We start from the raw sequence: 24,523 nt of genomic DNA, 5'->3' as shown, positions 1-24,523 counted from the left end.
TGAGCCTGCGGGCGCGTATCTGCGAGGCGCCACAACTGTCATTCCCAAAACTCCCTTTCCGAAGAGGCTAAAGCTTGAAGCTCTTTGTCTGCCAGGCCTGCGACAACGTCCTCTATTTCGAGAACCGCGCCTGCGAACGCTGCGGCCATCGCGTCGCGTTCCTGCCGGAGAAGGAGACGATGTCGGCGATCGAGCCCGACGGGGAGGCTCAAGGTGGGACTTCTCAAGGTGGGACTTCTCAAGGTGGGACTTGGAGTACGCTGGCCAACAAGGGCGAAAGCCGCATGCTGTGCAGCAATGCCGAGTACGATTCCTGTAACTGGCTGACGGATGCAGGTGATACCACCGGCTATTGCCGCGCCTGCCGCCACAACGGTATCGTGCCGGACCTGTCGGATCAGGTGCAACTCGCAGGCTGGCGCGAGCTGGAGGTGGCGAAACACCGGCTGTTCTATTCCCTGATCCGCTGGAAGCTGCCGCTCCAGACCCGGCAGGACAATCCCGAGCACGGCCTGATCTTCAACTTCCTCGCCGACGATCCAAACAGCGGGGAGAAGATCCTGACCGGCCATGACAACGGCCTGATCACGATCGCGCTGACCGAGACTGACGACATCGAGCGCGAGCGGCGCAGGCTCGAGATGGGCGAGCCCTACCGGACGCTGCTTGGGCATTTCCGCCACGAGGTCGGGCACTATTTCTGGGACGTGCTGGTGCGCGACGGCGGCAAGCTCGACGAATGCCGCGCCGTGTTCGGCGACGATTCCGTCGATTACGGCCAGGCCTTGCAGCGCCATTATGCCGAAGGCGCTCCGCCGGACTGGCAGCAGACCTATGTCTCGGCCTATGCGACCACGCATCCCTGGGAGGATTTCGCCGAGACCTGGGCGCACTATCTGCACATCGTCGACAGCCTGGACATGGCTGGCGAGTTCGGTATGGAGGTGCGTCCCAAGGTCGATCGCGACGGGGAGTTGACGACGCGCATCCGTTTCAACCCCTATGAGGCGAGGGACGTCGAGGCGATCGTCAACGCATGGCTGCCCTTCACCTTCGCCATGAACAGCGTCAACCGCGCCATGGGCATGCGCGACCTCTATCCCTTCATCCTCTCGCCTGCGGTGGTCGCCAAACTCGGCTTCATCCACAGCCTGGTCCGGAACGTGGCCAAGGACAAAGCCAAGGCCGGAAAGCCGTAGGTCGTCCGGGGCTTGCCAAGCCTGTTTCGGTCTTGCGCTGGTACGCCAGAGGGGCCGGATTTAGACCGTTGCCTCCGGCCGATTTTGATGTACCACGGGAGCCACACGGCCCATCCCGATAGGCTCCAACGGCCAGGGAAGGGTCCCGCCCACGGTCGAGATTCAAGAAAAGCATGTTCAAACGCATTCTGATCGCCAATCGCGGCGAAATCGCCTGCCGGATCATCAAGACCGCTCGCCGCATGGGAATTCAGACGGTCGCGGTCTATTCCGAGGCCGACCGCGACGCCCTCCATGTCGAGATGGCCGACGAGGCCGTGCTGATCGGCCCGCCGGCTGCGGCCGAGAGCTATCTGGTGATCGAGAAGATCGTGGAGGCCTGCCGCAAGACGGGCGCCGAGGCTGTGCATCCCGGTTACGGCTTTCTGTCGGAGCGCGAGGCGTTTCCGCGCGCGCTGGAGGCGGCCGGCATCGTCTTCATCGGCCCCAACCCGGGCGCGATCGCGGCGATGGGCGACAAGATCGAATCCAAGAAGGCGGCGGCGAAGGCAGATGTCTCGACCGTGCCCGGCTATCTCGGCATCATCGAGGACGACAAGCACGCGGTCAAGATCGCCGACGAGATCGGTTATCCCGTGATGATCAAGGCCTCCGCCGGCGGCGGCGGCAAGGGCATGCGCATCGCGCATTCGATCTCCGAGGTCGCAGAGGGTTACAACCTCGCCAAAGCCGAGGCCAAGGCCTCGTTCGGCGACGACCGCGTCTTCATCGAGAAGTTCATCGTTGACCCCCGCCACATCGAGATCCAGCTGCTGGGCGACAAGCACGGCAACGTGATTTATCTCGGCGAGCGCGAATGCTCGATCCAGCGCCGCAACCAGAAGGTCATCGAGGAAGCGCCGTCGCCGCTGCTCGACGAAGCCACCCGCCGCAAGATGGGCGAGCAGGCGGTCGCACTCGCCAAGGCCGTGAACTACGACTCTGCCGGCACCGTCGAATTCGTCGCGGGCCAGGACAAGAGCTTCTACTTCCTTGAGATGAACACACGCCTCCAGGTCGAGCATCCCGTCACCGAGCTCGTCACCGGCGTCGATCTCGTCGAGCAGATGCTCCGCGTCGCCGCCGGCGAGAAGCTCGCCATCACGCAGAAGGACGTCACGCTCACCGGCTGGGCCGTGGAGTCACGTCTCTACGCCGAAGACCCGTTCCGCAACTTCCTGCCCTCGATCGGGCGTCTGGTGAAATACCGTCCGCCGGCAGAAGTGAGCCAGGACGGCATCACCGTGCGCAACGACACCGGCGTGCAGGAGGGCGGCGAGATCTCGATTCACTACGATCCGATGATCGCCAAGCTCGTCACCCACGCGCCGTCGCGCGCGGCCGCGATCGAGGCGCAGGCTACCGCGCTGGATTCGTTCTATGTCGACGGTATCCGTCACAACATCCCGTTCCTGTCGGCGCTGATGCATCATCCGCGCTGGCGCGAGGGCCGGCTCTCGACCGGCTTCATCGCCGAGGAGTTCCCCAAGGGCTTTGCTGTGCGCATGCCGGAAGGCGAGGTCGCGCGTCGCATTGCCGCGGTCGGCGCCGCCATCGATCACGTGCTCGGCGAGCGCAAGCGGCAGATCTCGGGCCAGATGGGCGGCCGCATCGTGCAGCGCGAGCGTCGCCGTGCGGTCTGGCTCGACCGCCAGGAGATAATGCTGGAGGTCGCGCGCGAAGGCGAGGCAGTCGCGGTGCGCTTCGTCGATGCCGACGGCAAGGCCGGCAATTCACATCTGTTGCAGTCGCCGTGGAAGCCGGGCGATCCGGTCTGGCAGGGCACCATCGACGGCCACTTCGTCGCGGTGCAGGTGCGCCCGGTCGCGAACGGCATCCGCCTCGCGCATCAGGGCGTCGAGGTGCCGGTCTATGTCTGGACCGAAGCGGAAGCAGCCTCGGCGCGGCTGATGCCGGTGACCACGGCTGCCGACACCGGCAAGAAGCTGCTCTGTCCGATGCCTGGCCTCGTGGTCTCGATCGCGGTGACCGAAGGGCAGGAGGTCAAGGCCGGCGAGACGCTCGCGGTGGTCGAAGCCATGAAGATGCAGAACGTGCTCCGCGCCGAGCAGGACGGCACCGTGAAGAAGATCCACGCCAGCGCCGGCGCGACGCTCGCCGTGGACGCGCTGATTTTGGAATTTGCGTAGGGCTTCAGAGCACAACATTAGACCCTCACCCTGAGGAGCCGCGCTACGCGGCGTCTCGAAGGGCGAGGCCACCAGCCGGGCCTTCATCCTTCGAGACGCGCGTAAGAGCGCGCTCCTCAGGATGAGGAATTGAGAGTGAGGCAACCATGGCCTTTCGTTCCCGCCGCGAAAAACTGCGATCGATCCTGTCGGGCGGGACTTGCGTCCATCCCGGCTCGGTCTACGACGCCATCTCGATCCGCATCGCCGAGGATCTCGGTTTCCCGCTCGGCATGTTCGGCGGCTCGGTGGCTTCGCTCGCTGTGCTCGGCGACCCCGACATTACGCTGATCACGCTCACCGAGCTTGCCGAGCAGATGCGGCGGATGTCGCGCGCGGCATCTCTTCCGGTACTGGTCGATGCCGATCACGGCTATGGCAATGCGCTCAACGTGCGCCGCACGGTGCAGGAGCTGGAGACGGCGGGCGCCGCCGGCCTAACCATCGAGGACACGCTGCTGCCGGCCGGCTTCGGCGAGGCAAAGACGCAGCTGATCTCGCTGGAGGAGGGCGTCAGCAAGATGAAGGCCGCGCTTGACGGCCGCAGCGATCCTTCACTCGTCATCATGGGTCGCACGGGGGCAGCCTCGGTCAGCTCGATCGAGGATGCGATCCGCCGCGCCAGGGCCTATGAAGCCGCCGGCGTCGATGCGCTGTTTTTCACCGGCATCAAGTCGCGCGCCGAGCTCGAGGCGGTCGCGTCCGCCACGCACTTGCCGATCGTCCTCGGCGGTGCGCCGGACGAACTGAACGCGATCGATTATCTCAAGAGCCAGCGCGTGCGCATCGCGCTTCAGGGCCACGCGCCGATCGCAGCGGCGACCCAGGCGGTGTACGAGACGCAGAAGGCGCTGCGCGACGGCACCGCGCCGAAGAATCTCAAAGGCCTGCCAGCGTCGGACTTGACCAGCCGCGTCATGCGTGAAGCCGATGCGAAAGCGCGCAGCGCAGACTTTCTCGGACCGAAAAAGTGAGCCGGGCAATCCTTCAGGTCATGATCCGCGGCCGCGTGCAGGGCGTCGGTTATCGGGCCTGGGTCGAGTACCAGGCGACGGCGTGCGGTCTCGAAGGCTGGGTCCGCAATCGCCGCGACGGCAGCGTCGAGGCGCTGTTCGTGGGATCGCCAAAGCACGTCGCCGACATGGTCGCGCTGTGCCGCCACGGCCCGCCGTCCTCGCGCGTGGACAGCGTCACCAGCGAGACGGCCGATGTCGACGAGCTGAACCTGCGCCGGGCAGGCGAGGCGTTTTCGGTGTTGCCGACGGTGTAGGCCGGTACTCCCTCTTCCCGCACGCGGGAAGACGAAGAAGCAACCTCACCGCGGCAGCTTGGCGATCGCTTCGCTCAATTCGTGGATCTCGTAGGGCTTGCGCAGGATCGGGAAATCGCCGCGCACCCCGGCGGCGACGTCGCTGTAGCCGGTGGCAAGCAGGATCGGCAGGCCGGGACGGATCTGGCGAAGGTGATGGGCGAGGCTGAGCCCGTCCATCTTGCCGGGCATGACGATGTCCGAGAACACGAAATCGACGCCGTTCTTCTCGATCTCGCGAAGTGCGGATTCGGCGTCCGCAACCCGGTGCACCTGATAGCCGAGCTGCTCCAGAAGTCCGATGCTGACGGTGGCGACGTCCGGATTGTCCTCGACCAGCAGCACCGTGCCGCTGCCGTGGAACGCAGGTTCTCCCGCCGCCTCGCGCGATGGCGCTTCTTCTCCGCGCGGCAAGAGGATGGTGAAGGTCGTGCCCTTGCAGAGCGTGCTCGCGACGCGCACCGTGCCGCCGGCCTGATGGGCAAAGCCGTGCACCTGGGAGAGGCCGAGGCCGGTGCCCTTGCCGATCGGCTTGGTCGTGAAGAACGGCTCGAAGATCTTGTCGAGAACGTCGGAGGGAATGCCGAGCCCGGTATCGGTGACGTCGATCGCGACGAATTCGCCGGCGAGGGGCGCCTCGTCGAGCACCGCATTGCGCGCAGCGATCGTCACCGTGCCCCCGTCGGGCATCGCGTCGCGGGCATTGATGACGAGGTTGAGCAGCGCGGTCTCGAGCTCGGAGACGTCGGTCCTGATCGGCCAGACGTCGCCGCTGACGTCGAAGGCCAGGCGCACGGAGCTACCGACGCCGGCATCGAGCACCTCGCGGATCGCCGTGATGCGGTCGACGAAGTCGATCGCCTGCGGATTGACGCTCTGCCGCCGTGCGAAGGTGAGGAGCTGGTTGGTCAGCGCCGCGCCGCGCTTGGTGGCAGTCTCGATGGCCGAGATCGCGCGCTGAATCTTGGCCTCGTCGTCGGCTCCTCGCTTCAGCATGTGGAGGCTGCCGCTGATGATCATCAGGAGGTTGTTGAAGTCGTGAGCGACCCCGCCGGTGAGCTGGCCGAGCGCATCGAACTTCTGGGACTCGGCGAGCTGCTTCTGCATGGCCTCGAGCTTGATCTGGGTATTGCGCCGCTCGGTGATGTCGCGCGTGATCTTGGCGAAGCCGACCAGGTCGCCGTCCTCGTAGATCGGATCGATCACGATGCTCGCCCAGAAGAAGGTGCCGTCCTTGCGGACGCGCCAGCCTTCCTCCTCGTAGCGGCCCTTTTCCCGTGCAGTGCCGAGGGCACGGGCGGGCTTGCCGTTGGCGCGGTCGCTCTCGGTGTAGAAACGGGAGAAGTGCTGGCCGAGGATCTCCCCGGGAGAATAGCCCTTGATGCGCTCGCCTCCGATGTTCCAGCTGGTGATGATCCCGGTGGGATCCAGCATGTAGAGGGCGTAGTCCGCAACTCCCTCAACCAACAGGCGGAAACTGCGTTCGCTCTCGAACAAGTCTCTCTGCTGATTTAACTTTTCGATCATTCCGGACCCCGACTCGACGGGAGCAAACGCCACAGATGGCGGATGGTTCCCCGAGCTTGGAACATTTTTAAGCAATATCGCGGGCCGGTATGCAGGACGCAAGCTGGCAGGCGCTCGCGGCGCACTCGAGGCGTAAAGCCGTGCGGCGTCAGACCGCTACCGCGCTCCGGAACGTCGCTGCCACCGCACGCAGCGCCGCCAGTTTCGCTGGATCGCTGACCTTCGAATGCAGCATCACCTTCGAACTGCCGAGTTTCGGCAGCTTGTAGGCGGATCCGACATCGACCAATCCGGGAGGCGCGATCCGCCGCGCCAGTGGTGCGATTGCAAGCCCGGCAAGGGCAGCTGCAACCACCGCCGTGACGCCGCCGCCGACAAAACGCTCACGCCAGACGAGGCCGGCCTTGTCGAGCGCGCGCACCGCGATGGCGCGGACGCCGCAGGGCGGGGCGAGCGTTGCGAGCGGCAGCGCTTCGCCCTTGGGCAAGGTGAAGCGCCTTGACGCGAACCAGCCGAATTCGTCCTCGGCCAGCTTCTCGCCGCCGCGGCGGCTGCCTTCCTGGCGGACGATCACCGCATCGAGCTCGCCCGCGTCATAGGCGTCCTGCATCTCGCGCGAGAAGCCAATGGTGACGGCGAGCGTAAGGTTTGAGGACATCGCATGCAGCCGTTCGAGCAGCGGCACCAGTTCCGGGCCTGCAGCATGATCGGAGATGCCGAGCGAGAGCGACTGCGCCACTGGGGCCTCGCCCGACAGCGCGCTGTCATGCGCCGCGATCAGCGCGCGGGCGCGATCGAGGAACGTCGCGCCGTCTGCCGTGAGCCGGACCGCGCGCGGCGAGCGCTCGACGAGGCGCTTTCCGAGCAATGTTTCCAGCCGTTGCAGCTTCAGGCTGACCGCCGCCTGTGTCGTGCCGAGCGCCTCAGCGGTGCGGGTAAAGCTCTGGAGGTCGGCGACCAGCAGGAAGGCCCGGACCGTGGCGATGTCGAGTGTTGCTGTCATTATGATTGATTATCACTGCTATCAATAGCGATAAGATACCAAAATGACGGCGGAAGGTCTATTTCTTTCATCGACGCCGCGCGGACCGCGCGACATCTTGAGGAGAACAACCATGCCGCTGATCACCGTGTCCTACACCACCTCGCGCCAGTCGCCCTCGCTGAAGGCCGACATCGCAAGCGCCGTGTCCGAACTCACCGCAACAATCCTGCACAAGGATCCTGAAGTCACCGCCATCATCGTGAAATCGGTCGATGCGAGCGACTGGTTTGCGGGCGGCAAGTCGCTCGCGGAGCAGAAGCTTGCGAGCTACTGGATCGACATCCACGTCAGCGAAGGCACCAATACCAAGGACGAAAAGGCCGCCTATCTCGCCGCGATGTTCACGCGCATGGCCGGGATTTTGGGACCGCTGCATCCCGAGACGTACCTGCACGTCGACGAGGTCAAGGCCGACGCCTACGGCTTTGGCGGCCTGACCCAGGAGCGGCGCTACATCGCCGGCAAGCTCGATGTTTCGCCGAAGGCGGCGTGAGGCGGCAAGTCGCGGGTGAGCAATCTCACCCCCGGCCTGATCGTCAGCTCGCTATTCGAAACTGGACTTCGGAATTGTTCAGGAAACAGGTCTTGTCGAACAGCTTGAGGTCCAGCGGGTTCGGCAGCCTGACATCGCTAAGGTCAGGGCAGGACTTGACCGAGGGATCATAGGAACGATCGATCTGCGAGATGAAGACGACGATCAATCCCTTGTCGCGCGCGAATGATTTCAACGCGCGCACCTGAACGGTGATGTCGGGGTTTTCCCGCCGCTGGTCGAGCAGTTGCAGATAGTCGATCACCACGACTGTGCCGCGCGGTGCTGCGGCCATCTGCTTGACGATGTAATCGGCATTGATGGCATCGGAACAATCGACCTCGAAGAGTTTTTCGAATTCCGCCGGGTCCACGCCGATCACCCGAAAGCGATCCTGAACGTCTTTCTCGGTGTATTCGAGCGAGAAGAACGCGGCGCGGTGGCCCGAGCGCATCGCTTCCACGGCAAGTTCGAGGCTCATCAGGGTCTTGCCCTGGCCGGGGCGCGCCCCGACCAGCACCAGATCGCCCGGTTGAAATTGCGGGAAAAGCCTGTTGGCCGGCGTCGCTGCGGCAGCTTTCGCCGCGAGCATGCTCCAGGCGGAAAATCCTTCCGTCGCGGCGATGCGGTCAAGCGCATCGTGCAACGGAATGCCTTCCTCGCGCGACATGCGCTTCGCTCGCCGCTTCAGATGATAGATCGGTGCAGACAGCTCCATCGTGAGAACCTCCCATTACGAGCATGATCGCAACCCCTCCTTATGCCTGGCGCTCGAACAGTCGGTCCGACGATCAATTCGCCCGGCATGGTCTCTACTTTCCCGGCGGAGGGGGGAGGCGTGGGCGACACCGGGGTCAAGCGTAGCCGATTCCGTGTCGGCGGAGAACGAGACAGGCGGGGCGCTCTCCAGAAAACGTCAGACGACTTCCGGCAGCAGCGCCCGGGTCGGCCCGAACAGCTCCTCAAAGGCCTGCCGGAGTGCGACGTCGATATCGGCCATCGTCACGAGCTGGCCGAGATCGACCAGCGAGGTAACGCCGTAGCGGGGATCGGCGACGCCGCAGGGCACGATGCCGGCGAAATGCTCCAGCTCCGGCTCGACATTGATGGCGATGCCGTGGAACGAGACCCAGCGCTTCAGCCGGACGCCGATCGCCGCAATCTTGTCCTCGCGCTCGGGGCCCTTGTCGGGCCGCTTCACCCAGACGCCGACCCGGTCCTCGCGCCGCTCGCCGCGGACGTTGAAGGCGCCGAGCGTCCGCAGGATCAATTCCTCCAGGCTCGCGACATAGGCCCGAACATCAGGTCGACGGCGCTTGAGGTCGAGCATGACGTAGGCCACCCGCTGTCCGGGCCCGTGATAGGTGAGCTGCCCGCCGCGCCCGGTGGCAAAGGTCGGGAAGCGCGGATCGAGCAGGTCGGTGGCCTTGCCCGAGGTGCCGGAGGTGTAGAGCGGGGGATGTTCGAGTAGCCAGACCAGCTCCGGGGCGTCACCGGCCGCGATCGCGGCGACGCGCGCCTCCATTTCGGCCACGGCCTCCGGATAGGGCACGGGCGCGTCCGAAATCCGCACACTCCACGGGTTCGCCCTCTGCGGCGGAAAACGACGCCAAATCGAGGTCTTGACGTTGATTTTGGCGGTGGTTTTTGGGTGAATTAACCATTGGCTAACCATAACCGGGTGATGATCCCAGGCGCAAATGCCAAGTCCCTAGTCCGAGTCCCAAGTTGCGGTGGTGCTGAAGTGCCTACTCTCGACAAAGTCACCGTGGATCTCATGGTCGTCCTCGGGACGACCACCATGCCGATCCATCAAGTATTACGTCTTTCCCGCGGTGCCATCATCGAGCTGGATGCAACCGAGGCCGACGAGGTCAAGGTTTTGGCCAATAATTTGCCGGTCGCCTCCGGCGTCGTGCTGGTCGATCGCAATCGGATCGCGGTCGAGGTCAAGCAGATGCTGCCGCGTACGCCGGGCACGCGGTAGCGGCCGGGGCACGCCGTAGCGGCCCGGGCACACTGTCGCGGGCCGGGCACGCGGTAAAGGGCTCTCCCGGGTCAAGCGACCGGAACTTTCCTGCAAAGCTTGTGGAATTCAGGGCCTTTGGAGGCTTGTACCCCTCTGATGGATTTGTTAGATCGGCGCCGTTGATCCGGTTGGCCTTCAAGCCTCAAGCCGGCATCCCCAAAAGCGCTCGTGGCGGAATTGGTAGACGCGCTGCCTTGAGGTGGCAGTGAGTAAAATCGTGGGGGTTCGAGTCCCTCCGAGCGCACCAAAATCATAAGTCATTGATATAAAAACTATTTTCGCGATTTCTACTCCCGCATTGTTACTCGCAATGAATCTATTCTTTGAACTTTTCCATCAGCGTCTCTCCGACGTGCTTCCGGCGTTCGCTTTTGTGGGGTCAGCTCTGTTTTAGCCAAAATCTTGCGAAGGAAAACCACCATCTGCTTACGAAAGGACAGTAGCGTAGCCCATCGTAGAGATAGGCGGGTTCGTACTTTCATTCACCAAAGCCTGACTTGAACTCTAAGCGACGGCCTTTGGGATTCTGGCCTCAACCAGGGCTTGGAGGTCGGCAAGAGAAATGTCGTCAAATTTTTTTAAGCATCAATGGGGTTCATTTCGAACGATAGAATAGCACGCGTCCGGTTGGTATGAGCTGGCATAGAATATCATAGTCGCCGACATTTGCAGTCAGGACAACGACGCCGAGCTTTTGTGCCTGCAGGAAGAGCACGCAGTCCTGAAGCGCGCGCAACTTGCTGTCCTTTTCATATCCCTGGAGGCGGCAGAGGATCCCTGATAACAGCGCGGCTCGTCCCAGCACCTCTATGTCCGGCGCAAAGATCCGGTGTGGCGGCATCGCTTTGATCTGCCTCCCGATCACATCGACGACAGATGCGGTTCGCACGTCGGACGGATTTAGCACGCCGACCGTGTGCATCAACTCCTGGATCGCGACAGTCGAATGGTTGACTTGTCGCTGCGCGATCAGGTCGTCCAGGACCTGAGGCGAACGATCTTGCATTTGATCGATATAGACGCAGGTATCGAGCAGTAGTCCCAGTGTCCGGCGATCAGGCTGGCGCTGACGAATGGAAGTTCATCGTCGCTGCGCCGTGCCAGCGTGTTTTCTGGATCGAACCGCGCCCAACGTCGCGCCGCGTCAAAGTCGAATTCCGCCACCTTAGAAACCGAGCTTCAACGTTGGATCGACCGTGCATCGAGACTCCTTGAACGCGCCTGCGAAATTGTCCTCAAGTGCAACCGTCGCCAACGCAAACTCAATCAAGTCCGTATCCGTCTCGATGCCCGTCTGGCGCTTGGCCTGCCTGACCAAGGCCGGACTCACCCGGCCACCGATACGGCTGCCTTTTTCGCTCAGAAGGCCAGATTGTTCCGCCGCCAGCATGACCGCTTCAAATCGTGCCTTGCTCACGACAAGCCCGCTGGTCGCAAGCTCACGCTTAAAGGTCTTTATCAGTACCGAGCTGCCCTTGGATGGAGCTCTCCTCCGTTTCGCCCGGAGCAGTGTGGGCTTGTTCGCTGATGCCTTTGCCATGGAATTTCGCCCGTATGTTAGACAAAAATGAGTTTTGTCTAACATAGCGCTTTGCTGCCCCACCTTCAAGGCGTCTAATAGAAGCGAGCCCCAATCAGGGAGGGCTCGGCGTTCTGCTTCGGTTTTTGTGCCGCCTTTCTTGGCAGGCCACTTCTTTTTGACAGCTGGATCGTCACAGTGTGGGCTAATGGGGAACGATGACCGTTGGGATCGCATTGCAGTCGGTGAGGTCGCCGGGCAAATGCCGGCTGCCGGCGCGTGGCTATGGTTCGACGGTGGAGGACGATGAGAGATAGCGCGTCGGAGGTTGCCGACATCAGCGATGCCGTTCATCTCTGCATCGACATGCAGAACATTTTCGCTCCGGGCGGCCTCTGGGCGACGCCCTGGATAGCGAGAGTTTTGCCGACGATCGCCTCGATCGTTTCGCGTCATCAGGCCAGAACGATCTTCACGCGGTTCATCACGCCGGAGGATCCGGAAGATCGTTCCGGACAGTGGCAGAGCTATTTTCGTCATTGGCGCGAGGCGACCCGCAGGCATTTGCCGCCATCCGGTCTCGAACTCGTGCCGGCTCTGAGCCGCTTCGTTCCGCCCGCTGCTGTCATCGACAAGCCGGCCTATTCCGCGTTCAGCAATCCCGGCCTCGCCAGCCTGCTCATCGAGAAGAACGTTGGCACGGTCGTGATCACGGGCGCAGAAACCGACGTCTGCGTGCTCTCGACGGTCCTGAGCGCCGTCGATCTCGGCTTCAGGGTCGTCATCATCGAGGATGCGCTGTGCAGCTCCTCCGATGTCGGCCACGATGCCCTCATGACGATGTACCGCACCCGCTTTCACGGCCAGGTCGATCTGATGACCGCCGAGGAATTGGCCGAGTTCTGGCGGGAGTAGGGGACGGTCCGCTCAATTGACATTGTCGCCGAGCATGTTGCGGAAGGCCGTGGCGACGGCGGCGATGCCGCTGGCGCCGTGCATCAGTGCGATCTCGCCCTGCTGTTCGTGGCGGATGGCGTGGGCCATGACGCGCAGGCGCAGATCGCCGCCGCTATGCCACATCTGGTCGGCCATCCTGACCGCGCCGGCGTGATGCTTGCTCATCGTCTCGACGAACACCGTGTCGAATTGGTCCGCCGGCGCGGTCTTGACCTGTCGCATCTCGGCCTGTGTCAGGAAGCCCGGCATCGCGGCACGTTCTTCCGTGTTGCAGTCGGGCATCTCGGTGTCGAACCAGCTCAGCCACCAGGTCTCGAAAATCCGGTTCTCGCCGGACTGGCTGGCGACCATCAGCATCGCCAGCTTGCGCAGATGCGGGTCCTGCGCGCGCTCCGCGCCGATGCGCGCCAGCTCGATGCCCTGGGCGTGATGCGCGGTCATATGACGGATGTAGGTCTGGTCCGCGTCCCTGTCGCGGCCCATCCACGGCGGCTCGTAACCATGGCTGCCGAACAACGCGACCACCCCGAGCAGCATCATCACGGCCAGCGCGCCGGTGGTCCAGGCACTGGTGAAGCGAACATCGCGCTCGGGTGCTGCGCCCCGCGTCCAGCGCAGCCGGGCGAACAGGGGGTACATCACGGCCGAGGAGCTATGGACGAGCAGGCCGATCCAGTAGGGCTGCTGCAGCGTGAACAGCGGCTGCCAGAACGGAAACAGCGGCACCAGCACGAACCATTCCATGCTTGAAGAGAACACGGCCCAGGGCAGCGCGAGCAGCAGGATCGTGAGCGGCCGCAGGTCGGCGGTCCAGCGCCCGAGCACGCCGAAGAAGACCAGCGCCCACGAAAAGTCCGCCCATTGGTGAAAGGCGATCCCGGCAAGGATCGCGCTCCACGACGGCTCTGCGCTGACCGCCCAATCGCGCGCGGGAATGGAGGCGACCGTCATCCAGTCGACGGCGGCATCGCGCCCGATCCGCGCGGCGAAGAGCTGGCTGACGATGGTCGAGAAGGTGCTGCTGATCAGGCCCAGCTCGGCAGCGGCGATCCAGCGCGAACGGCGCCGTCTCTTGGCGGCTCGAGGCACGCTTCCGTCAGTGCGCCACGCTGCATTTGAAAGCGCCAGTCGCGGCTCCGCGTTCACGTCCGCTGCTTGAGCTTTTTCAGTGGATCGGGCTCGCCCGGCTTGTCCTGATCGTCGCGGCCGCGCTGCGCTTGCGCCTTGCCGTCATCGTGGAGGTCCTGGTCCCCGATGATCTCGCCGATTGCCTGCCTTGTCTTGCCGCCGATGCGTTGTTCAAGACCCGTCGTCTTGCCCATGAGCTGCCTCCAATAGATCTGCCTCCAAGCTCACGCCGCTACCCCGGCGCTTGAAAAGGGGTGAGCGCCGGGGCCGCGGGTTCGTCTATTCAGTCTCCGGCAGGGGGACGCCGGAAGCGTGAAGAGACTCTCTGAGGCGCGGATGGTTCCTCGGCCGTCATCTTGCCTCGCGTGCGACGATCACGCCTTCATTGCCGCGGAGCAGGATGGAGGCGTCCGGCAACGGCTCGGACGGCCGGTCCAGATGCGTCGACATCAGCAGACGGCCGCAACCTTGCCAGTGCCATTTCCGCGGCTCGGCGGCGATGTTGAGCGCGACCAGAATGTCGCTGCCGCCAACCGTCCGGCGGTAGGCAAGAACGTCGTTCTGTGAGCGTAGCGGCTCGTAATCGCCGTGGCGCAGGCAGGCATGCTCGCGCCGTAGCGTCATCAGTGCGCGAAACAGTGCCAGGATCGAACGCGGGTCGCGCTGCTGCGTGGCCACGTTGGCCGCGCCGTCGGGCGGCTCCAGCGGCAGCCATGGATCGCCGGTTGTAAAGCCGCCGTTGGTGCTGTCGTCCCAACGCATCGGAGCGCGTTCGGGATCGCGGCAAAGGCCATACCCCGGCACGAGCTTCTCGAAGGGATCGCGGACGCGGTCGGGCGGAACGGGAACGCGCTTGCGGCCGATCTCGTCGCCCATGAAGAAGAACGGCGTTCCCCGCAGCGTCATCAGCAGCATCGCCAGAACCCGCATCTGCGCGTCGCCGATTTTGCTCGCGATGCGTTGCTTGTCGTGACCACCGATCACCCAGACCGGCCATGCATGATCCGGGATGGCGTTGAAATACGCGTCGATCGCCGCTTGCAGCGACAACGCATCCCAGGGTGCGTCGAGCAGCGCGAAATTGAGCGGCAGATGCAGGCGCGGCCGATCGTTGCTGTAGAAGTGACCGATGCGGTCGGTCTTGCCCTGGACTTCGCCGCACAACATTCGCCCCGGATAGCAGTCGATCACCTCGCGGATGAATTCGATGCAACCCATCGTCTCCGGCCGGTCGTCGGTAAACACGGGCGTCTGGCGCTGCGGCGGCGGCTTGCCCTTCGCTTGCGGGTTCTGCGGATTGTCGCGCAACAGCTCGTCCTTGATCAGGACCGCGCTGGCATCGACGCGAAAGCCGTCCACGCCGCGATCGAGCCAGAAGCGCATGACATCGGCGATCGCGGCGCGCAGCTGCGGGTTGCGCCAGTTCAGGTCAGGCTGCTCGACCAGGAAGGAATGATAATAATATTGCCGCCGCGCCTCGCACCATTCCCAGCCGCTGCCGCCGAAGCGGCTCAGCCAGTTGTTGGGCGGACCGCCATTCTCGGCCGCATCGGCCCAGATGTACCAATCGGCCTTCGCGCTGTTTCGTGAGATGCTGCTCTCGACAAACCATGCGTGATCGTTCGCAGTGTGATTGGGCACGAGATCGAGGATCAGGCGGATATCCGCCGCGTGCAGGGCCTTGAGCAGGCGGTCGAACACCTCGAGGCTGCCGAAGGCAGGGTCGACGGAGCAGTAGTCGGAGATGTCGTAGCCGAGGTCGCGGAAGGGGCTCTTGTAGATCGGCGTCAGCCAAACCGCGTCGACGCCGAGCCATTTCAGATAATCGGTGCGCGATATCAGGCCAGCGAGATCGCCCTTGCCGTCGCCGTCCGAGTCCTGGAACGAGATCAGTGCGATTTCGTAGATGACGGCGGATTCCCACCACGGGCCTTCGTCACGGGACTCGTCGCTCATTACCTTGCATCACCTCGTCGTGCTTCCTCAGGTCCGCCCGCCGTGGCGTGCGCTGCGATCTGCTTTGCAGCGGTTCTGGCGTTCTCGATGCCCTTGGGAAAGCCGCTGCGGTTCGGATACAGCTTGCGCCGTGCATCGCGCGTCGGCCGCCGCGGCCTGGTGTCCTGAGCGGCGCGATAGTCGAGCATCGCGATGCCGCCGACCATCAGCAGCGCCAGCGCGATATTGCCATTTTTGGGATTGTCCGCCGTCAGCCCCGAGAGCAGCGCGGCGGCATCGAGGCCGTCGCCGCCGACGCGGGCCCACAGGCCGGCGTTCTTGTCGACCGAGAGCGACATGATCCCGGCCATGATCTCCCGCACGCCGAAGGCGCGGACCAGCGTCTCATGGCCTTCCATGCCCAGCGTTTCCGTGACGCGCCTCGGCGCGAAGAATTCCACGACGCCGAGACCGATGCTGAACCAGCCCAGCGCACGGGCAAGCTGGTCTTCGGGCCGCTTCAGGCTCGGCCCGCCCGCGACGATTTTCGGGTCGCCCTTGGTGCGAACGATGTTGGAGAAATGAAACATGGATCTTGCTCCTCAGGGCTTCAGCACGACCTTGACGCAGGAGTCGCGCTTGTCGCGAAACACCTGATACATCTCGGGGCCTTGGCTGAGCGGGACGGTGTGGGTGATGACGAAGGACGGATCGATCTGACCTTCTTCAATGCGATGGAGCAGGTCGTCGGTCCAGCGGTTGACGTGGGTCTGGCCGGTGCGCATCGTCAGGCCCTTGTTCATGAAGGCGCCCATCGGAAGCATGTCGGAGAATCCGCTGTACACGCCCGGCACCGAGATGATGCCGCCGGGGCGGCAGACATAGATCATCTCGCGCAGCACATGCGGCCGGTCGCTCTCCACCATCACCATCTGCTTGGCGCGGTCGAGCAGCGTGTCGGGCAGCGAGGCCATCACGTGCGACTCCATCCCGACGCAATCGATGCATTTTTCGGGGCCTCTGCCGTCGGTGAGCTCCTTGAGCCGCTCCAGAACGCTCTCGCTCTCGAAGTCGATGGTGGTGGCGCCGCCGGCTTCGGCCATGCTGAGCCGTTCGGGCAGGCAGTCGATCGCGATCACCTGATTGGCGCCGAGCAGGATGGCGCTGCGGATCGCCATCTGCCCCACGGGACCGCAGCCCCAGATCGCGACTGTATCGGTCGGCTCGATGTCGCATTGCACCGCGGCCTGCCAGCCGGTCGGGAAGATGTCGCTGAGGAACAGCAATTGCTCGTCGGGAATGCCGGCGGGCACCTTGATGTGGGTGGCGTCGGCAAACGGCACGCGAAGATATTCCGCTTGGCCGCCGGGATAGCCCCCGGTCAGATGCGTATAGCCGAACAGGCCGGCGCAGGAATGACCGAACGCTTTTTCAGCGAGGTGACGCTTGCGGTTGGTGGTCTCGCAGACCGAGAAATTACCGCGCTTGCACTGGTCGCATTCGCCGCAAATGATCGTGAAGGGGACGACGATGCGGTCGCCCTTCTTCAGCTTGCCGTCGACGCCCGAGCCGACTTCGACCACTTCGCCCATGGTCTCGTGGCCCATGATGTCTCCGGGCAGCATGCCTGGAATGTAGTTGTGAAAGAGGTGCAGGTCTGAGCCGCAGATGGCGCAGCTCGTGACTTTAATGACGGCATCGCGCGGGTCCTGGATTTCCGGATCGGTGACGGTGTCGCAGCGAATGTCCTCCTTGCCGTGCCAAACCAGCGCCTTCATCTCCGTCCTCCCGCGAGCTACGAGGCATCCAAGTCGAACAACGAACGATGGTTGCTATTGCACGTGGAAAATCATCGCACCGCACATGCTTTGACTTGAGGTTTGGCTTGGATAGGAACGAGAGGCGGTCGCAGCCATTGGAGCGTCATCAACGCCATCGCAAGGATACGCTCATGTCCGCCAAGCAGTTCGCCGTCGTCACCGGCGCCTCCACCGGTATTGGCCTGGGAACTCGCCAGATGCTGTGCCCAAGCCGGTTTCAACCTTGTCATCGCGGCGGACGAGCCCGAGATCGAGAGAGTGGCCGTCGATCTCCGCAAGCTCGGCGCCAGCGTCGAGGCGGTCGAGGCCGATCTCGCCACCACTGAAGGTGTCGACAAGCTCTGCGCCGCGGTCGGCGACCGGCCGATCGGCGCGCTGCTGGCCAATGCCGGTGTCGGCCTTGGCAAGGCGTTCCTCGATCAGGATTTTGCCAGGGTCAAACACCTCGTCGACACCAACATCACCGGCACGCTTTATCTGATCCATCGGGCCGGCAACGAGATGCGCCGTCGCAATTCGGGCCGCATCCTGATCACGGGCTCGATCGCCGGCTTCACGCCGGGCAGTTTTCAGGCGGTCTACAACGCCAGCAAGGCTTTCCTCGACTCGTTCTCCTTCGCGCTGCGCGAGGAGCTTCGCGACAGCGGCGTCACCGTCACCTGCCTGATGCCGGGCGCCACGGAAACGGAGTTCTTCGACCGCGCCGACATGATGGACACCAAGGTCGGCACCGAGAAGAAGGACGACGCGGCTGAGGTCGCGAAGGCCGGCTTCGACGCCATGTTGGCCGGCGAGTCCGACATCGTGACCGGACTGAAGAACAAGATCCAGACCACGGTCGCCAACGTCACACCGAATGAGATGTTGGCCAAGCAGCATCGCAAGATAGCCGAGCCGGGCACGGCGAAGTCTTAGAACGATACGGTCGCAATCTGCGCTGAGTGGCGCGGCCAATCCCGCGGACCGACAAAGGAGAACGCCGATTCACATAGCCTAATGCGCAAAGCTCCTCGAGCCGTCAGACTGGTTCGGCTGGAAAGAGGGGCTGTGGCGATGGATCGCGTCGAACAGGCTTTTGTCGCGACGGCAATCACGGGTTTCCTCGTGATGTTGGGCGCAATCGTCTGGATGATGATGGGCTGACGGCGGGAAGGGGTCATGTCTTGCGCGTCATGCTGCCTTATGCTGCGGTCCTTCTGTGCCTGGCGGTGAGCGGCTGGCTCGCTTTAGCGCATCTGTTCTGACCGCCGTTCGGCTCAACCGTGCGGATCGGCGATGAGCGCGGCCAGCCTCTGTGCCATCGCCGGCAGATCAATCGGTTTTTCCAGGATCGGCACGTCGTGGAATTCCGGACTAATGGCGACCTTGTCGTATCCGGTCGTGAAGACGAAGGGTACGTTCCTTGCCTTCAGTTCACGGGCCACCGGAAAGATCATCTCACTGCGGATGTTCACGTCGAGCACGGCGGCATCGAGGATGCTGCCGTCGTGCAGGATCCTGAGTGCGTCGTCGAGATCACCCACCGGGCCCGCGACATCTGCGCCGAGCGCGCGACATGCCCTGCCAATGTCATCGGCGAGAAAATATTCGTCCTCGACAACGAAAATCCGCCGCCCGCTGAGCGGCGACAGCGGATGTGACCACGTGGGCGAGATCGTCATGGTGCCTCCCATGCTTTCCTTTCCCGTCCTAGGAACATAGGGCGGTGACCCGCCTTGGTACAAACGCTACAGAAGAAAGTGGGTTCCATGAGCAACCGCGACATCATCGTCATAGGTGGCTCGGCCGGCGCGACCGCACCGCTGAAGCAGATCCTGGGCCGCCTGCCGCCCGATCTGCCCGCGGCGGTGTTCATCGTTCTGCACATCCCCGCGCAGGGCATCGGCATTCTCTCGACAGTGGCCAGCAGCGCGGGCCCGCTTCCGGTCCGGCAGGCCGAAAACGGCATGAAGATAGAGCCCAGCCAGGTTTATCTGGCCGCACCGGACCATCATCTGCTGCTGTCCGAGGATCGCGTGTTCCTCGGGCGCGGTCCGCGCGAGAACATGGTCCGGCCAGCCATCGACGCCTTGTTTCGTTCGGCCGCCATCAATTACGGCCCGCGCGTGATCGGCGTGCTCCTCAGCGGGCTGCTGTCCGACGGTGCGGCCGGTCTCAACGCCATCAAGCGTTGCGGAGGGATCTCGGTGGTTCAGGACCCCTCGGACGCCATCGCCGATGAAATGCCAAGGAGCGCCCTGGAGGCGACCATCATCGATCTTTGCGTCCCCGGCGCCGGAATGGGTGATGTCCTGTCCGATCTCGCCAGGGAGACTGCTGGCGCCGCGCTGCCGATCCCGCCGGAGATCCGGCTCGAGGTCGAGATCGCGGCCGGCGAACGGATCGGCAGTGACAATCTCCTCTCCGTGGCTGATCCGGTTGCGCTGACCTGTCCGGCCTGCGGGGGCGTGCTGTCCGAGATCAAGGAAGCGCGTCCGATGCGCTTCCGTTGCCAGGTCGGTCACGCCTTCACCGGCGACATCCTCGCAAAAGAGCAGGAGGGGCGGGTGGATGAAGCCCTGCGGGTCGCGCTGCGCATCATCGAGGAGCGGGCTGAGTTGGTGCAGCGCATGGCGACCGACGGCCGGCGCAGCGGCCGGCCTGCGGTCGCCGAGATGTACGGGACGCGGGCTGCCGAATATCGCGAATATGCCGACATGATCCGGCGCGTTGTGCTAAAATCGCTCGATCCTCCGGTTTCGCAAGCGGAAGGCTTGAGGGTGTCGCCATGACCATCTCCCTCGCCGAATGGACCGAGCAGCTCGATACCGAGCGCCGCCATCTGATCAAGGCCGATCGGGATATCGAGGAGGGTTCGCAGCGCATCCGCGACCAGGAGGATCGGGTCCGTCAACTCAGCGCCGGCGGCTGCGACGCGGGCCAGGCGGAACGGTTGGTGGAGGCGCTGAAGCAGACTCTGACGGAATGGCTGCGCCATCGCGTCCTGATCCAGCAGCGGATTGCCTATCTTCGGCAGCAAGTCGGCCCGGAGTGATCCAGGGCGCGCTGGCAGGCCGCCCGAACTCTACGCCGAGCTCGTACATCAAATCGAGTTGCCGCTCGGCGCTGCGGCGCAAACGATCGTTCTCGCGGAGCAGCCGACGGGCGGTCGCGGTGGCGTCCTCGGCCCGCCTGATCAGGGCCGTGAGTTCGTCGGACGTCTGCATCACGGGGCTCCTGCCGCACGCAACTATCGGCCTTTGGCCGGGAATTGACAACGATGCTCGCGGTATGGAACGCAGCGTGACATATCCGCCTTTCACCTGTTGGGATAACATCAATTCTGCTATTTGCGGCGAGCGGGCGACCCGCTGGTTCACGTCACTGAATGAGAGCTACCGAGATCATGCATGAAATCGGCGACCAGCCGGTCGAAAGAGAGCACCAGACCAGGTCCCCGCTGATCATCGGGGTGGGCGCCCCGCCGGCAGCTCTGGATAGCATCGAGCGCTTCTTTGCCAAACTGACCGTAGGCGCCGACCAGGCCGTCGTACTGGCGCTTCAACATCATGAGGCGTTCGATGAGCCGCGGCTGCGCCGGATCGTGCGAAATTCCAGCGGCGGCAAGATCGCCGACATCAGCGACGGCCAGACCATCGAGGGCGGCACGGTCTATCTGTGCCCGCCGGCGATGATCACGACGATCCATGGCGGTCGCTTCGCGGTCCGCGAGGCCGAGCAGGCGCCCGGCGAGCGGGCCACGATCGACAGCTTCCTGGTGTCGCTGGCGGAAGAACGCGCCGAGCAATCGATCGGCGTGATCCTGTCCGGCATCGGCGGCGATGGCACGCTGGGTACCGCGACGCTGAAGGATCACGGTGGTCTCGCCATCGCCGAAAAGGGCGCGAGTGACGAGGCTGATCATCTGAAGGACGCCAATACGCCGGCGGCGATCGCCGACTACGTGCTGACCGCGGAAGAGATCGCCGAGCACATCCAGGTCTATGCCCGTCATCTGCGGCGGCTGGACGAGAAGCAGGGGTTCGATGAGGGACTGGCCGCTGCGGCGAGCTCGCTGTCGCGCATCGCCGACGTCCTGCGCAGCAAGACCGGCAATGATTTCCACGGCTACAAGCAGAACACCTTTCTGCGCCGCGTGCAGCGGCGGATGCAGGTGGTTCAGATCGCCGAGATATCCGCCTATGTCGATTTCCTGCGCAACGACCAGGACGAGGCGCTGCACCTCTTCAACGATCTCTTGATCGGCGTCACCGAATTCTTCCGCGACAAGCGCGAGTTCGAAGTGCTGGAGAGCCAGATCGTCCCGAAGATCTTCGAAGGCAAGAGCGCGGGCCAGCAGGTTCGCGTCTGGGTGCTCGGCTGCGCCACGGGAGAGGAGGCCTATTCGATCGGTATCCTCCTGCGCGAGCACATGGCCAAAATGGACTCCGCCCCGCAGGTTCAGATCTTCGCTACCGACATCGACGGACGGGCACTGGCGACCGCGCGCGTCGGTCGTTACCGCACCAAGATCGAGGCGGACATGACCAGGGAGCGCCTGGCGCGCTGGTTCGTGCGCGAGGGCGATACCTATTGCGTGGTCAAGGACCTGCGCGAAATGTGCATCTTCTCGCAGCATAACGTGATCAAGGACGCACCGTTCTCCAAGCTTGATCTCGTCTCCTGCCGCAACCTGCTGATCTACCTCAATGCCGAATTGCAGAACCGGGTGATTCCGCTATTCCACTTCGCGCTTCTGCCGGATCGCTTCCTGTTCCTCGGCAATTCCGAGAACGTGACGCGGCATCCAAAACTGTTCGTGCCGATCGACCGCCGCGCCCGCATCTTCAAGAAGCTCGAGACCGGAACGCGGCTGCCGCCGGAATTTCCGATCACGACCGCTGCGGGCAGGGCTCCCGCCGAGGTGCCGCCGCTGCGCTCGTTCCGTCCCGACGTCGGTCTGGAGCGCCGCGCGCAACGGGTCGCGGAGCGCTACGCGCCCGCCTATGTCATCACCGACGGCAACTTTCAGGTCCTGCACTTCTCCGGGCGCACCGGCCGCTACATCGAGCCGACGGCAGGCGCCGCCACGCTCGACCTGCTCCAACTCGTCCATCGCGATCTCCGCCTGGAGCTGCGAACGGTGCTCAGCCGCGCGGCGGAGACCAATGAGCCCGCCCATGCCGAGCAGGTGCAGCTCGGCGTCAACGGCCATCGCATTCTCGTCGACATCACGGTGGAGCCGATCCAGGATGGCGACCACCGCAATTTCGTCGTCCTGTTCAAGGATGGCCCGGTGCGCACCATGGATGCCGACGAGGTCTATCCCAATGCGCTGGTGCAGACCGAGCACGTCGAGCGTATCGAAGGCGAGCTGCGGGCGACGCGGGAGCGCCTTCAGGCGACCATCGAAGAGCTCGAAAGCACCAACGAGGAGCTGAAGTCCTCGAACGAGGAGTACCAGTCGCTCAACGAAGAGCTTCAGTCAGCGAACGAAGAGCTCGAAACTTCACGCGAGGAATTGCAGTCGGTGAACGAGGAACTGACCACCGTCAACGGCGAGCTGGCCCACCGCGTCCAGGAATTGACGCGCGCCACCAGCGATCTCGAGAATTTCCTGGAGAGCACGCAGATCGCGACCGTGTTCCTCGACAACGATCTGCGCGTGATGAACTTCACGCCGGCGATCACGCAGGTTCTGCATCTCGTCGAGACCGACACGGGCCGGCCCATCGCGCACATCAAGGCGCGCATCCCGATCGAGGAGCTCTATGACGACATTCGCGGCGTGCTGCGGACGCTTGCCAGCGCCGAGCGCGAGTTGAGGGAGCCGGACAGCGGCACGCGCTACATCGTGCGCATCCTGCCCTATCGCAGCATCGACAATTTCATCGCCGGGGTCGTCATCACCTTCGTCGACATCACGGCCATTACCCGCGCCGAGGAGCGGCAGCGCCTGCTGCTGGCCGAGCTCCAGCATCGGGTCCGCAACACGCTCGGCGTGGTGCGCTCGATCGCCCGTCGCACGGCCGATAGCAGTTCGACAGTCGAGGAGTTTGCTTCCCATCTCGACGGCCGGCTCAACGCATTCGCCCGTACCCAGGCACTCGTGACCCGCGATCCTGAAGGCGGCGTAGATCTCGAATACCTCGCCGTCGAGGAGCTGCTGGCCTATAATGCCAGGGAAGGCGAGCAGGTGCGTGTCAGCGGTCCCACGGTGCGTTTTCACTCGAAGGCAGCGGAAACCTTCGCGCTTGCCATTCACGAGCTCGCGACCAACGCGCTGAAATACGGCGCCCTGAGCCGACCGATAGGTCGCATCGAGATTTCCTGGCGCATTGAGCAGGGCACCGAGCCGGCGGAGCTGGTGTTCGAGTGGCGGGAGCGCGGCGGGCCGCCGGTTGCGCTGCCGCCGCACAAAGGATTTGGGACCGAGCTTCTGGAGCGCACACTCGCGTTCGAGTTCAAGGGGCAGACCACGATGGCATTCAATCCCAGGGGATTGGAATGCACGATCACAATTCCTCTTAGCAAGCGGGCGTTTCATACACCGGCGGTGGCCAACTGATGCCCTTGTCGACGCTAGATCGCAGCATGGTGGACCCGGTCATTCGCCGGCTGAACGTGCTGAGGCCCTTGTCGACGGAGGCCCGCACCTCGCTTGAATACGCAATGCTCGAGGGAATCCAGCGCGCAGGATCGGGCGAGGATCTGATCTCGGAGGGCGATCCGGTCGACAGTGTCCGCCTCGTGCTGTCGGGCTGGCTCTGCCGCTACAAGACGCTCGAGGACGGTCGGCGCCAGATCGTCAACTTTCTGTTTCCCGGCGAGAGTTGCGACGCGCACGCGTTCCTGCTGTCGGTGATGGATCATTCCATCGCGGCGATGACGCCGGTTGTCTACACCGAAATCAAGCGTGCGCGGTTCGAGGGTCTGGTGGCGGGCGACCGCGCGCTGGCGGAAGCGTTCTGGTGTGAGACCCTCGTCAACAACGCCATCCAGCGCGAATGGGCCATCAATCTCGGCCGCCGGGTGGCGTTTGAACGCGTGGCCCACTTGTTCTGCGAGATTATCGAGCGGCTGCGTCCCGTCGGCATGGTCGACGGCAATTCCTGCGTGATGCCGGTGACGCAAATGGATCTTGCGGACGCCACCGGGCTGTCGGTGGTCCATCTCAACCGCACGGTTCAGGAACTGCGGGCCTCCGGCCTGATCGTGCTGCGCGATCGCACGCTGACCATCACCGATCTCGATGCGCTCAAGGATGCGGCGCTGTTCTCGCCGAGCTATCTGCAACTCTATCGGCGGGGCTAAGC

The 24,523-nt window shown here is 63.8% G+C and carries 22 protein-coding genes, 1 tRNA gene and 2 pseudogenes; 13 read left to right on the top strand and 12 right to left on the bottom strand.

Features of this window, described 5'->3' with window-relative positions; translation table 11 throughout:
* The first annotated feature begins 74 nt into the window (after nucleotides 1–74).
* From ACVWW3_RS14330 to ACVWW3_RS14315, 4 genes are all read left to right on the top strand, one after another.
* A complete protein-coding gene (locus tag ACVWW3_RS14330; protein WP_456649551.1) occupies nucleotides 75–1,199 on the top strand; it encodes a zinc-binding metallopeptidase family protein in 1,125 nt (374 codons plus the stop codon).
* A 173-nt stretch (nucleotides 1,200–1,372) separates the two neighbouring features.
* A complete protein-coding gene (locus ACVWW3_RS14325) occupies nucleotides 1,373–3,388 on the top strand; it encodes an acetyl-CoA carboxylase biotin carboxylase subunit (protein ID WP_456649552.1) in 2,016 nt (671 codons plus the stop codon).
* 146 nt (nucleotides 3,389–3,534) lie between these two features.
* The gene (locus ACVWW3_RS14320; protein WP_456649553.1) at nucleotides 3,535–4,401 is read left to right on the top strand and encodes an isocitrate lyase/PEP mutase family protein; all 867 of its coding nucleotides are present in this window, start codon (nucleotides 3,535–3,537) and stop codon (nucleotides 4,399–4,401) included.
* Complete coding sequence (locus ACVWW3_RS14315) at nucleotides 4,398–4,697, top strand: acylphosphatase (RefSeq protein WP_247340762.1); 300 nt, start codon at nucleotides 4,398–4,400, stop codon at nucleotides 4,695–4,697. The genes ACVWW3_RS14320 and ACVWW3_RS14315 overlap by 4 nt, the downstream gene beginning before the upstream one ends.
* Nucleotides 4,698–4,742: 45 nt before the next feature.
* Here ACVWW3_RS14315 and ACVWW3_RS14310 read toward each other — a convergent pair whose 3' ends face one another.
* Nucleotides 4,743–6,263 carry an ATP-binding protein gene (locus tag ACVWW3_RS14310; RefSeq protein WP_456649554.1) on the bottom strand — a complete coding sequence of 507 codons (1,521 nt, stop codon included), beginning with the start codon at nucleotides 6,261–6,263 and terminating at the stop codon, nucleotides 4,743–4,745.
* Nucleotides 6,264–6,411: 148 nt separating this feature from the next.
* Nucleotides 6,412–7,266, bottom strand: a complete 855-nt coding sequence (locus tag ACVWW3_RS14305; RefSeq protein ID WP_456671992.1) for a LysR family transcriptional regulator — start codon at nucleotides 7,264–7,266, stop codon at nucleotides 6,412–6,414.
* Between the two features lie 112 nt (nucleotides 7,267–7,378).
* On the opposite strand from ACVWW3_RS14305, the gene ACVWW3_RS14300 reads away from it, so the two are divergent.
* Nucleotides 7,379–7,801, top strand: a complete 423-nt coding sequence (locus ACVWW3_RS14300) for a tautomerase family protein (protein WP_247445881.1) — start codon at nucleotides 7,379–7,381, stop codon at nucleotides 7,799–7,801.
* 43 nt (nucleotides 7,802–7,844) lie between these two features.
* On the opposite strand, the gene ACVWW3_RS14295 is transcribed toward ACVWW3_RS14300, so the two are convergent.
* Together ACVWW3_RS14295 and lipB are read right to left on the bottom strand one after the other, a co-directional pair.
* Nucleotides 7,845–8,558, bottom strand: coding sequence for a DNA helicase (locus tag ACVWW3_RS14295; protein WP_456649555.1), 714 nt, complete (start codon nucleotides 8,556–8,558; stop codon nucleotides 7,845–7,847).
* Nucleotides 8,559–8,756: 198 nt separating this feature from the next.
* A pseudogene (gene lipB / locus ACVWW3_RS14290) lies at nucleotides 8,757–9,504 on the bottom strand (lipoyl(octanoyl) transferase LipB).
* Between the two features lie 80 nt (nucleotides 9,505–9,584).
* Here lipB and ACVWW3_RS14285 point away from each other — a divergent pair.
* Entirely contained in the window at nucleotides 9,585–9,827 is a 243-nt protein-coding gene (locus ACVWW3_RS14285) for a FliM/FliN family flagellar motor switch protein (protein WP_011088012.1), read from the top strand.
* Nucleotides 9,828–10,031: 204 nt separating this feature from the next.
* Nucleotides 10,032–10,116: transfer RNA gene (locus ACVWW3_RS14280), tRNA-Leu, on the top strand.
* 348 nt (nucleotides 10,117–10,464) lie between these two features.
* On the opposite strand, the gene ACVWW3_RS14275 is transcribed toward ACVWW3_RS14280, so the two are convergent.
* Together ACVWW3_RS14275 and ACVWW3_RS14270 are read right to left on the bottom strand one after the other, a co-directional pair.
* The gene (locus ACVWW3_RS14275; protein ID WP_456671991.1) at nucleotides 10,465–10,875 is read right to left on the bottom strand and encodes a DNA-binding protein; all 411 of its coding nucleotides are present in this window, start codon (nucleotides 10,873–10,875) and stop codon (nucleotides 10,465–10,467) included.
* A 159-nt stretch (nucleotides 10,876–11,034) separates the two neighbouring features.
* Nucleotides 11,035–11,409 (bottom strand): hypothetical protein, encoded by a 375-nt coding sequence (locus ACVWW3_RS14270; protein ID WP_456649558.1) that lies wholly within the window; start codon nucleotides 11,407–11,409, stop codon nucleotides 11,035–11,037.
* Between the two features lie 285 nt (nucleotides 11,410–11,694).
* Here ACVWW3_RS14270 and ACVWW3_RS14265 point away from each other — a divergent pair, with 285 nt between their 5' ends.
* Complete coding sequence (locus tag ACVWW3_RS14265; RefSeq protein ID WP_456649559.1) at nucleotides 11,695–12,303, top strand: cysteine hydrolase family protein; 609 nt, start codon at nucleotides 11,695–11,697, stop codon at nucleotides 12,301–12,303.
* Nucleotides 12,304–12,315: 12 nt separating this feature from the next.
* Here the strand turns inward: ACVWW3_RS14265 and ACVWW3_RS14260 are convergent, their stop codons facing one another.
* The 5 genes from ACVWW3_RS14260 to ACVWW3_RS14240 form a co-directional block, all read right to left on the bottom strand.
* Nucleotides 12,316–13,434, bottom strand: coding sequence for a DUF305 domain-containing protein (locus tag ACVWW3_RS14260; protein WP_456649560.1), 1,119 nt, complete (start codon nucleotides 13,432–13,434; stop codon nucleotides 12,316–12,318).
* A 53-nt stretch (nucleotides 13,435–13,487) separates the two neighbouring features.
* Complete coding sequence (locus ACVWW3_RS14255) at nucleotides 13,488–13,667, bottom strand: CsbD family protein (RefSeq protein WP_247340741.1); 180 nt, start codon at nucleotides 13,665–13,667, stop codon at nucleotides 13,488–13,490.
* A gap of 157 nt (nucleotides 13,668–13,824) precedes the next feature.
* On the bottom strand, nucleotides 13,825–15,429 hold the full coding sequence (locus tag ACVWW3_RS14250; protein WP_456649561.1) for an alpha-amylase family glycosyl hydrolase: 1,605 nt from the start codon (nucleotides 15,427–15,429) through the stop codon (nucleotides 13,825–13,827).
* Nucleotides 15,429–15,998, bottom strand: coding sequence for a hypothetical protein (locus ACVWW3_RS14245; RefSeq protein ID WP_456649562.1), 570 nt, complete (start codon nucleotides 15,996–15,998; stop codon nucleotides 15,429–15,431). The genes ACVWW3_RS14250 and ACVWW3_RS14245 overlap by 1 nt, the downstream gene beginning before the upstream one ends.
* A gap of 12 nt (nucleotides 15,999–16,010) precedes the next feature.
* On the bottom strand, nucleotides 16,011–17,186 hold the full coding sequence (locus ACVWW3_RS14240) for a zinc-dependent alcohol dehydrogenase (RefSeq protein ID WP_456649563.1): 1,176 nt from the start codon (nucleotides 17,184–17,186) through the stop codon (nucleotides 16,011–16,013).
* Nucleotides 17,187–17,359: 173 nt separating this feature from the next.
* On the opposite strand from ACVWW3_RS14240, the pseudogene ACVWW3_RS14235 reads away from it, so the two are divergent.
* A pseudogene (locus ACVWW3_RS14235) lies at nucleotides 17,360–18,143 on the top strand (SDR family NAD(P)-dependent oxidoreductase).
* Between the two features lie 341 nt (nucleotides 18,144–18,484).
* On the opposite strand, the gene ACVWW3_RS14230 reads toward ACVWW3_RS14235, so the two are convergent.
* The gene (locus ACVWW3_RS14230) at nucleotides 18,485–18,889 is read right to left on the bottom strand and encodes a response regulator (RefSeq protein ID WP_354053082.1); all 405 of its coding nucleotides are present in this window, start codon (nucleotides 18,887–18,889) and stop codon (nucleotides 18,485–18,487) included.
* 87 nt (nucleotides 18,890–18,976) lie between these two features.
* Between ACVWW3_RS14230 and ACVWW3_RS14225 the strand changes: the two genes are divergently transcribed.
* The 4 genes from ACVWW3_RS14225 to ACVWW3_RS14210 all read left to right on the top strand — a co-directional run bounded on the left by ACVWW3_RS14225 (nucleotide 18,977) and on the right by ACVWW3_RS14210 (nucleotide 24,521).
* Nucleotides 18,977–19,999, top strand: a complete 1,023-nt coding sequence (locus tag ACVWW3_RS14225) for a chemotaxis protein CheB (RefSeq protein ID WP_247340734.1) — start codon at nucleotides 18,977–18,979, stop codon at nucleotides 19,997–19,999.
* Entirely contained in the window at nucleotides 19,996–20,262 is a 267-nt protein-coding gene (locus ACVWW3_RS14220; protein WP_354053080.1) for a hypothetical protein, read from the top strand. The genes ACVWW3_RS14225 and ACVWW3_RS14220 overlap by 4 nt, the downstream gene beginning before the upstream one ends.
* Nucleotides 20,263–20,613: 351 nt before the next feature.
* On the top strand, nucleotides 20,614–23,775 hold the full coding sequence (locus tag ACVWW3_RS14215) for a CheR family methyltransferase (RefSeq protein WP_456649564.1): 3,162 nt from the start codon (nucleotides 20,614–20,616) through the stop codon (nucleotides 23,773–23,775).
* Entirely contained in the window at nucleotides 23,775–24,521 is a 747-nt protein-coding gene (locus tag ACVWW3_RS14210; RefSeq protein ID WP_247445865.1) for a Crp/Fnr family transcriptional regulator, read from the top strand. The genes ACVWW3_RS14215 and ACVWW3_RS14210 overlap by 1 nt, the downstream gene beginning before the upstream one ends.
* The last annotated feature ends 2 nt before the right edge of the window (nucleotides 24,522–24,523 follow it).

Source organism: Bradyrhizobium sp. LM2.9 (assembly GCF_054056555.1).
Note: the sequence above shows the minus strand (reverse complement) of the source record. Positions and strands in the feature narration are given on the sequence as shown.

What these genes read in the sequence shown, in the direction of transcription:
- ACVWW3_RS14230 (WP_354053082.1), bottom strand. Translation starts at nt 18,889, where the DNA reads ATGACGATCTCGCCCACGTGGTCACATCCGCTGTCGCCGCTCAGCGGG.
- ACVWW3_RS14325 (WP_456649552.1), top strand. Translation starts at nt 1,373, where the DNA reads ATGTTCAAACGCATTCTGATCGCCAATCGCGGCGAAATCGCCTGCCGG.
- ACVWW3_RS14310 (WP_456649554.1), bottom strand. Translation starts at nt 6,263, where the DNA reads ATGATCGAAAAGTTAAATCAGCAGAGAGACTTGTTCGAGAGCGAACGC.
- ACVWW3_RS14225 (WP_247340734.1), top strand. Translation starts at nt 18,977, where the DNA reads ATGAGCAACCGCGACATCATCGTCATAGGTGGCTCGGCCGGCGCGACC.
- ACVWW3_RS14240 (WP_456649563.1), bottom strand. Translation starts at nt 17,186, where the DNA reads ATGAAGGCGCTGGTTTGGCACGGCAAGGAGGACATTCGCTGCGACACC.
- ACVWW3_RS14255 (WP_247340741.1), bottom strand. Translation starts at nt 13,667, where the DNA reads ATGGGCAAGACGACGGGTCTTGAACAACGCATCGGCGGCAAGACAAGG.
- ACVWW3_RS14215 (WP_456649564.1), top strand. Translation starts at nt 20,614, where the DNA reads ATGCATGAAATCGGCGACCAGCCGGTCGAAAGAGAGCACCAGACCAGG.
- ACVWW3_RS14220 (WP_354053080.1), top strand. Translation starts at nt 19,996, where the DNA reads ATGACCATCTCCCTCGCCGAATGGACCGAGCAGCTCGATACCGAGCGC.
- ACVWW3_RS14300 (WP_247445881.1), top strand. Translation starts at nt 7,379, where the DNA reads ATGCCGCTGATCACCGTGTCCTACACCACCTCGCGCCAGTCGCCCTCG.
- ACVWW3_RS14210 (WP_247445865.1), top strand. Translation starts at nt 23,775, where the DNA reads ATGCCCTTGTCGACGCTAGATCGCAGCATGGTGGACCCGGTCATTCGC.
- ACVWW3_RS14275 (WP_456671991.1), bottom strand. Translation starts at nt 10,875, where the DNA reads ATGCAAGATCGTTCGCCTCAGGTCCTGGACGACCTGATCGCGCAGCGA.
- ACVWW3_RS14245 (WP_456649562.1), bottom strand. Translation starts at nt 15,998, where the DNA reads ATGTTTCATTTCTCCAACATCGTTCGCACCAAGGGCGACCCGAAAATC.
- ACVWW3_RS14295 (WP_456649555.1), bottom strand. Translation starts at nt 8,558, where the DNA reads ATGGAGCTGTCTGCACCGATCTATCATCTGAAGCGGCGAGCGAAGCGC.
- ACVWW3_RS14270 (WP_456649558.1), bottom strand. Translation starts at nt 11,409, where the DNA reads ATGGCAAAGGCATCAGCGAACAAGCCCACACTGCTCCGGGCGAAACGG.
- ACVWW3_RS14305 (WP_456671992.1), bottom strand. Translation starts at nt 7,266, where the DNA reads ATGACAGCAACACTCGACATCGCCACGGTCCGGGCCTTCCTGCTGGTC.
- ACVWW3_RS14250 (WP_456649561.1), bottom strand. Translation starts at nt 15,429, where the DNA reads ATGAGCGACGAGTCCCGTGACGAAGGCCCGTGGTGGGAATCCGCCGTC.
- ACVWW3_RS14265 (WP_456649559.1), top strand. Translation starts at nt 11,695, where the DNA reads ATGAGAGATAGCGCGTCGGAGGTTGCCGACATCAGCGATGCCGTTCAT.
- ACVWW3_RS14320 (WP_456649553.1), top strand. Translation starts at nt 3,535, where the DNA reads ATGGCCTTTCGTTCCCGCCGCGAAAAACTGCGATCGATCCTGTCGGGC.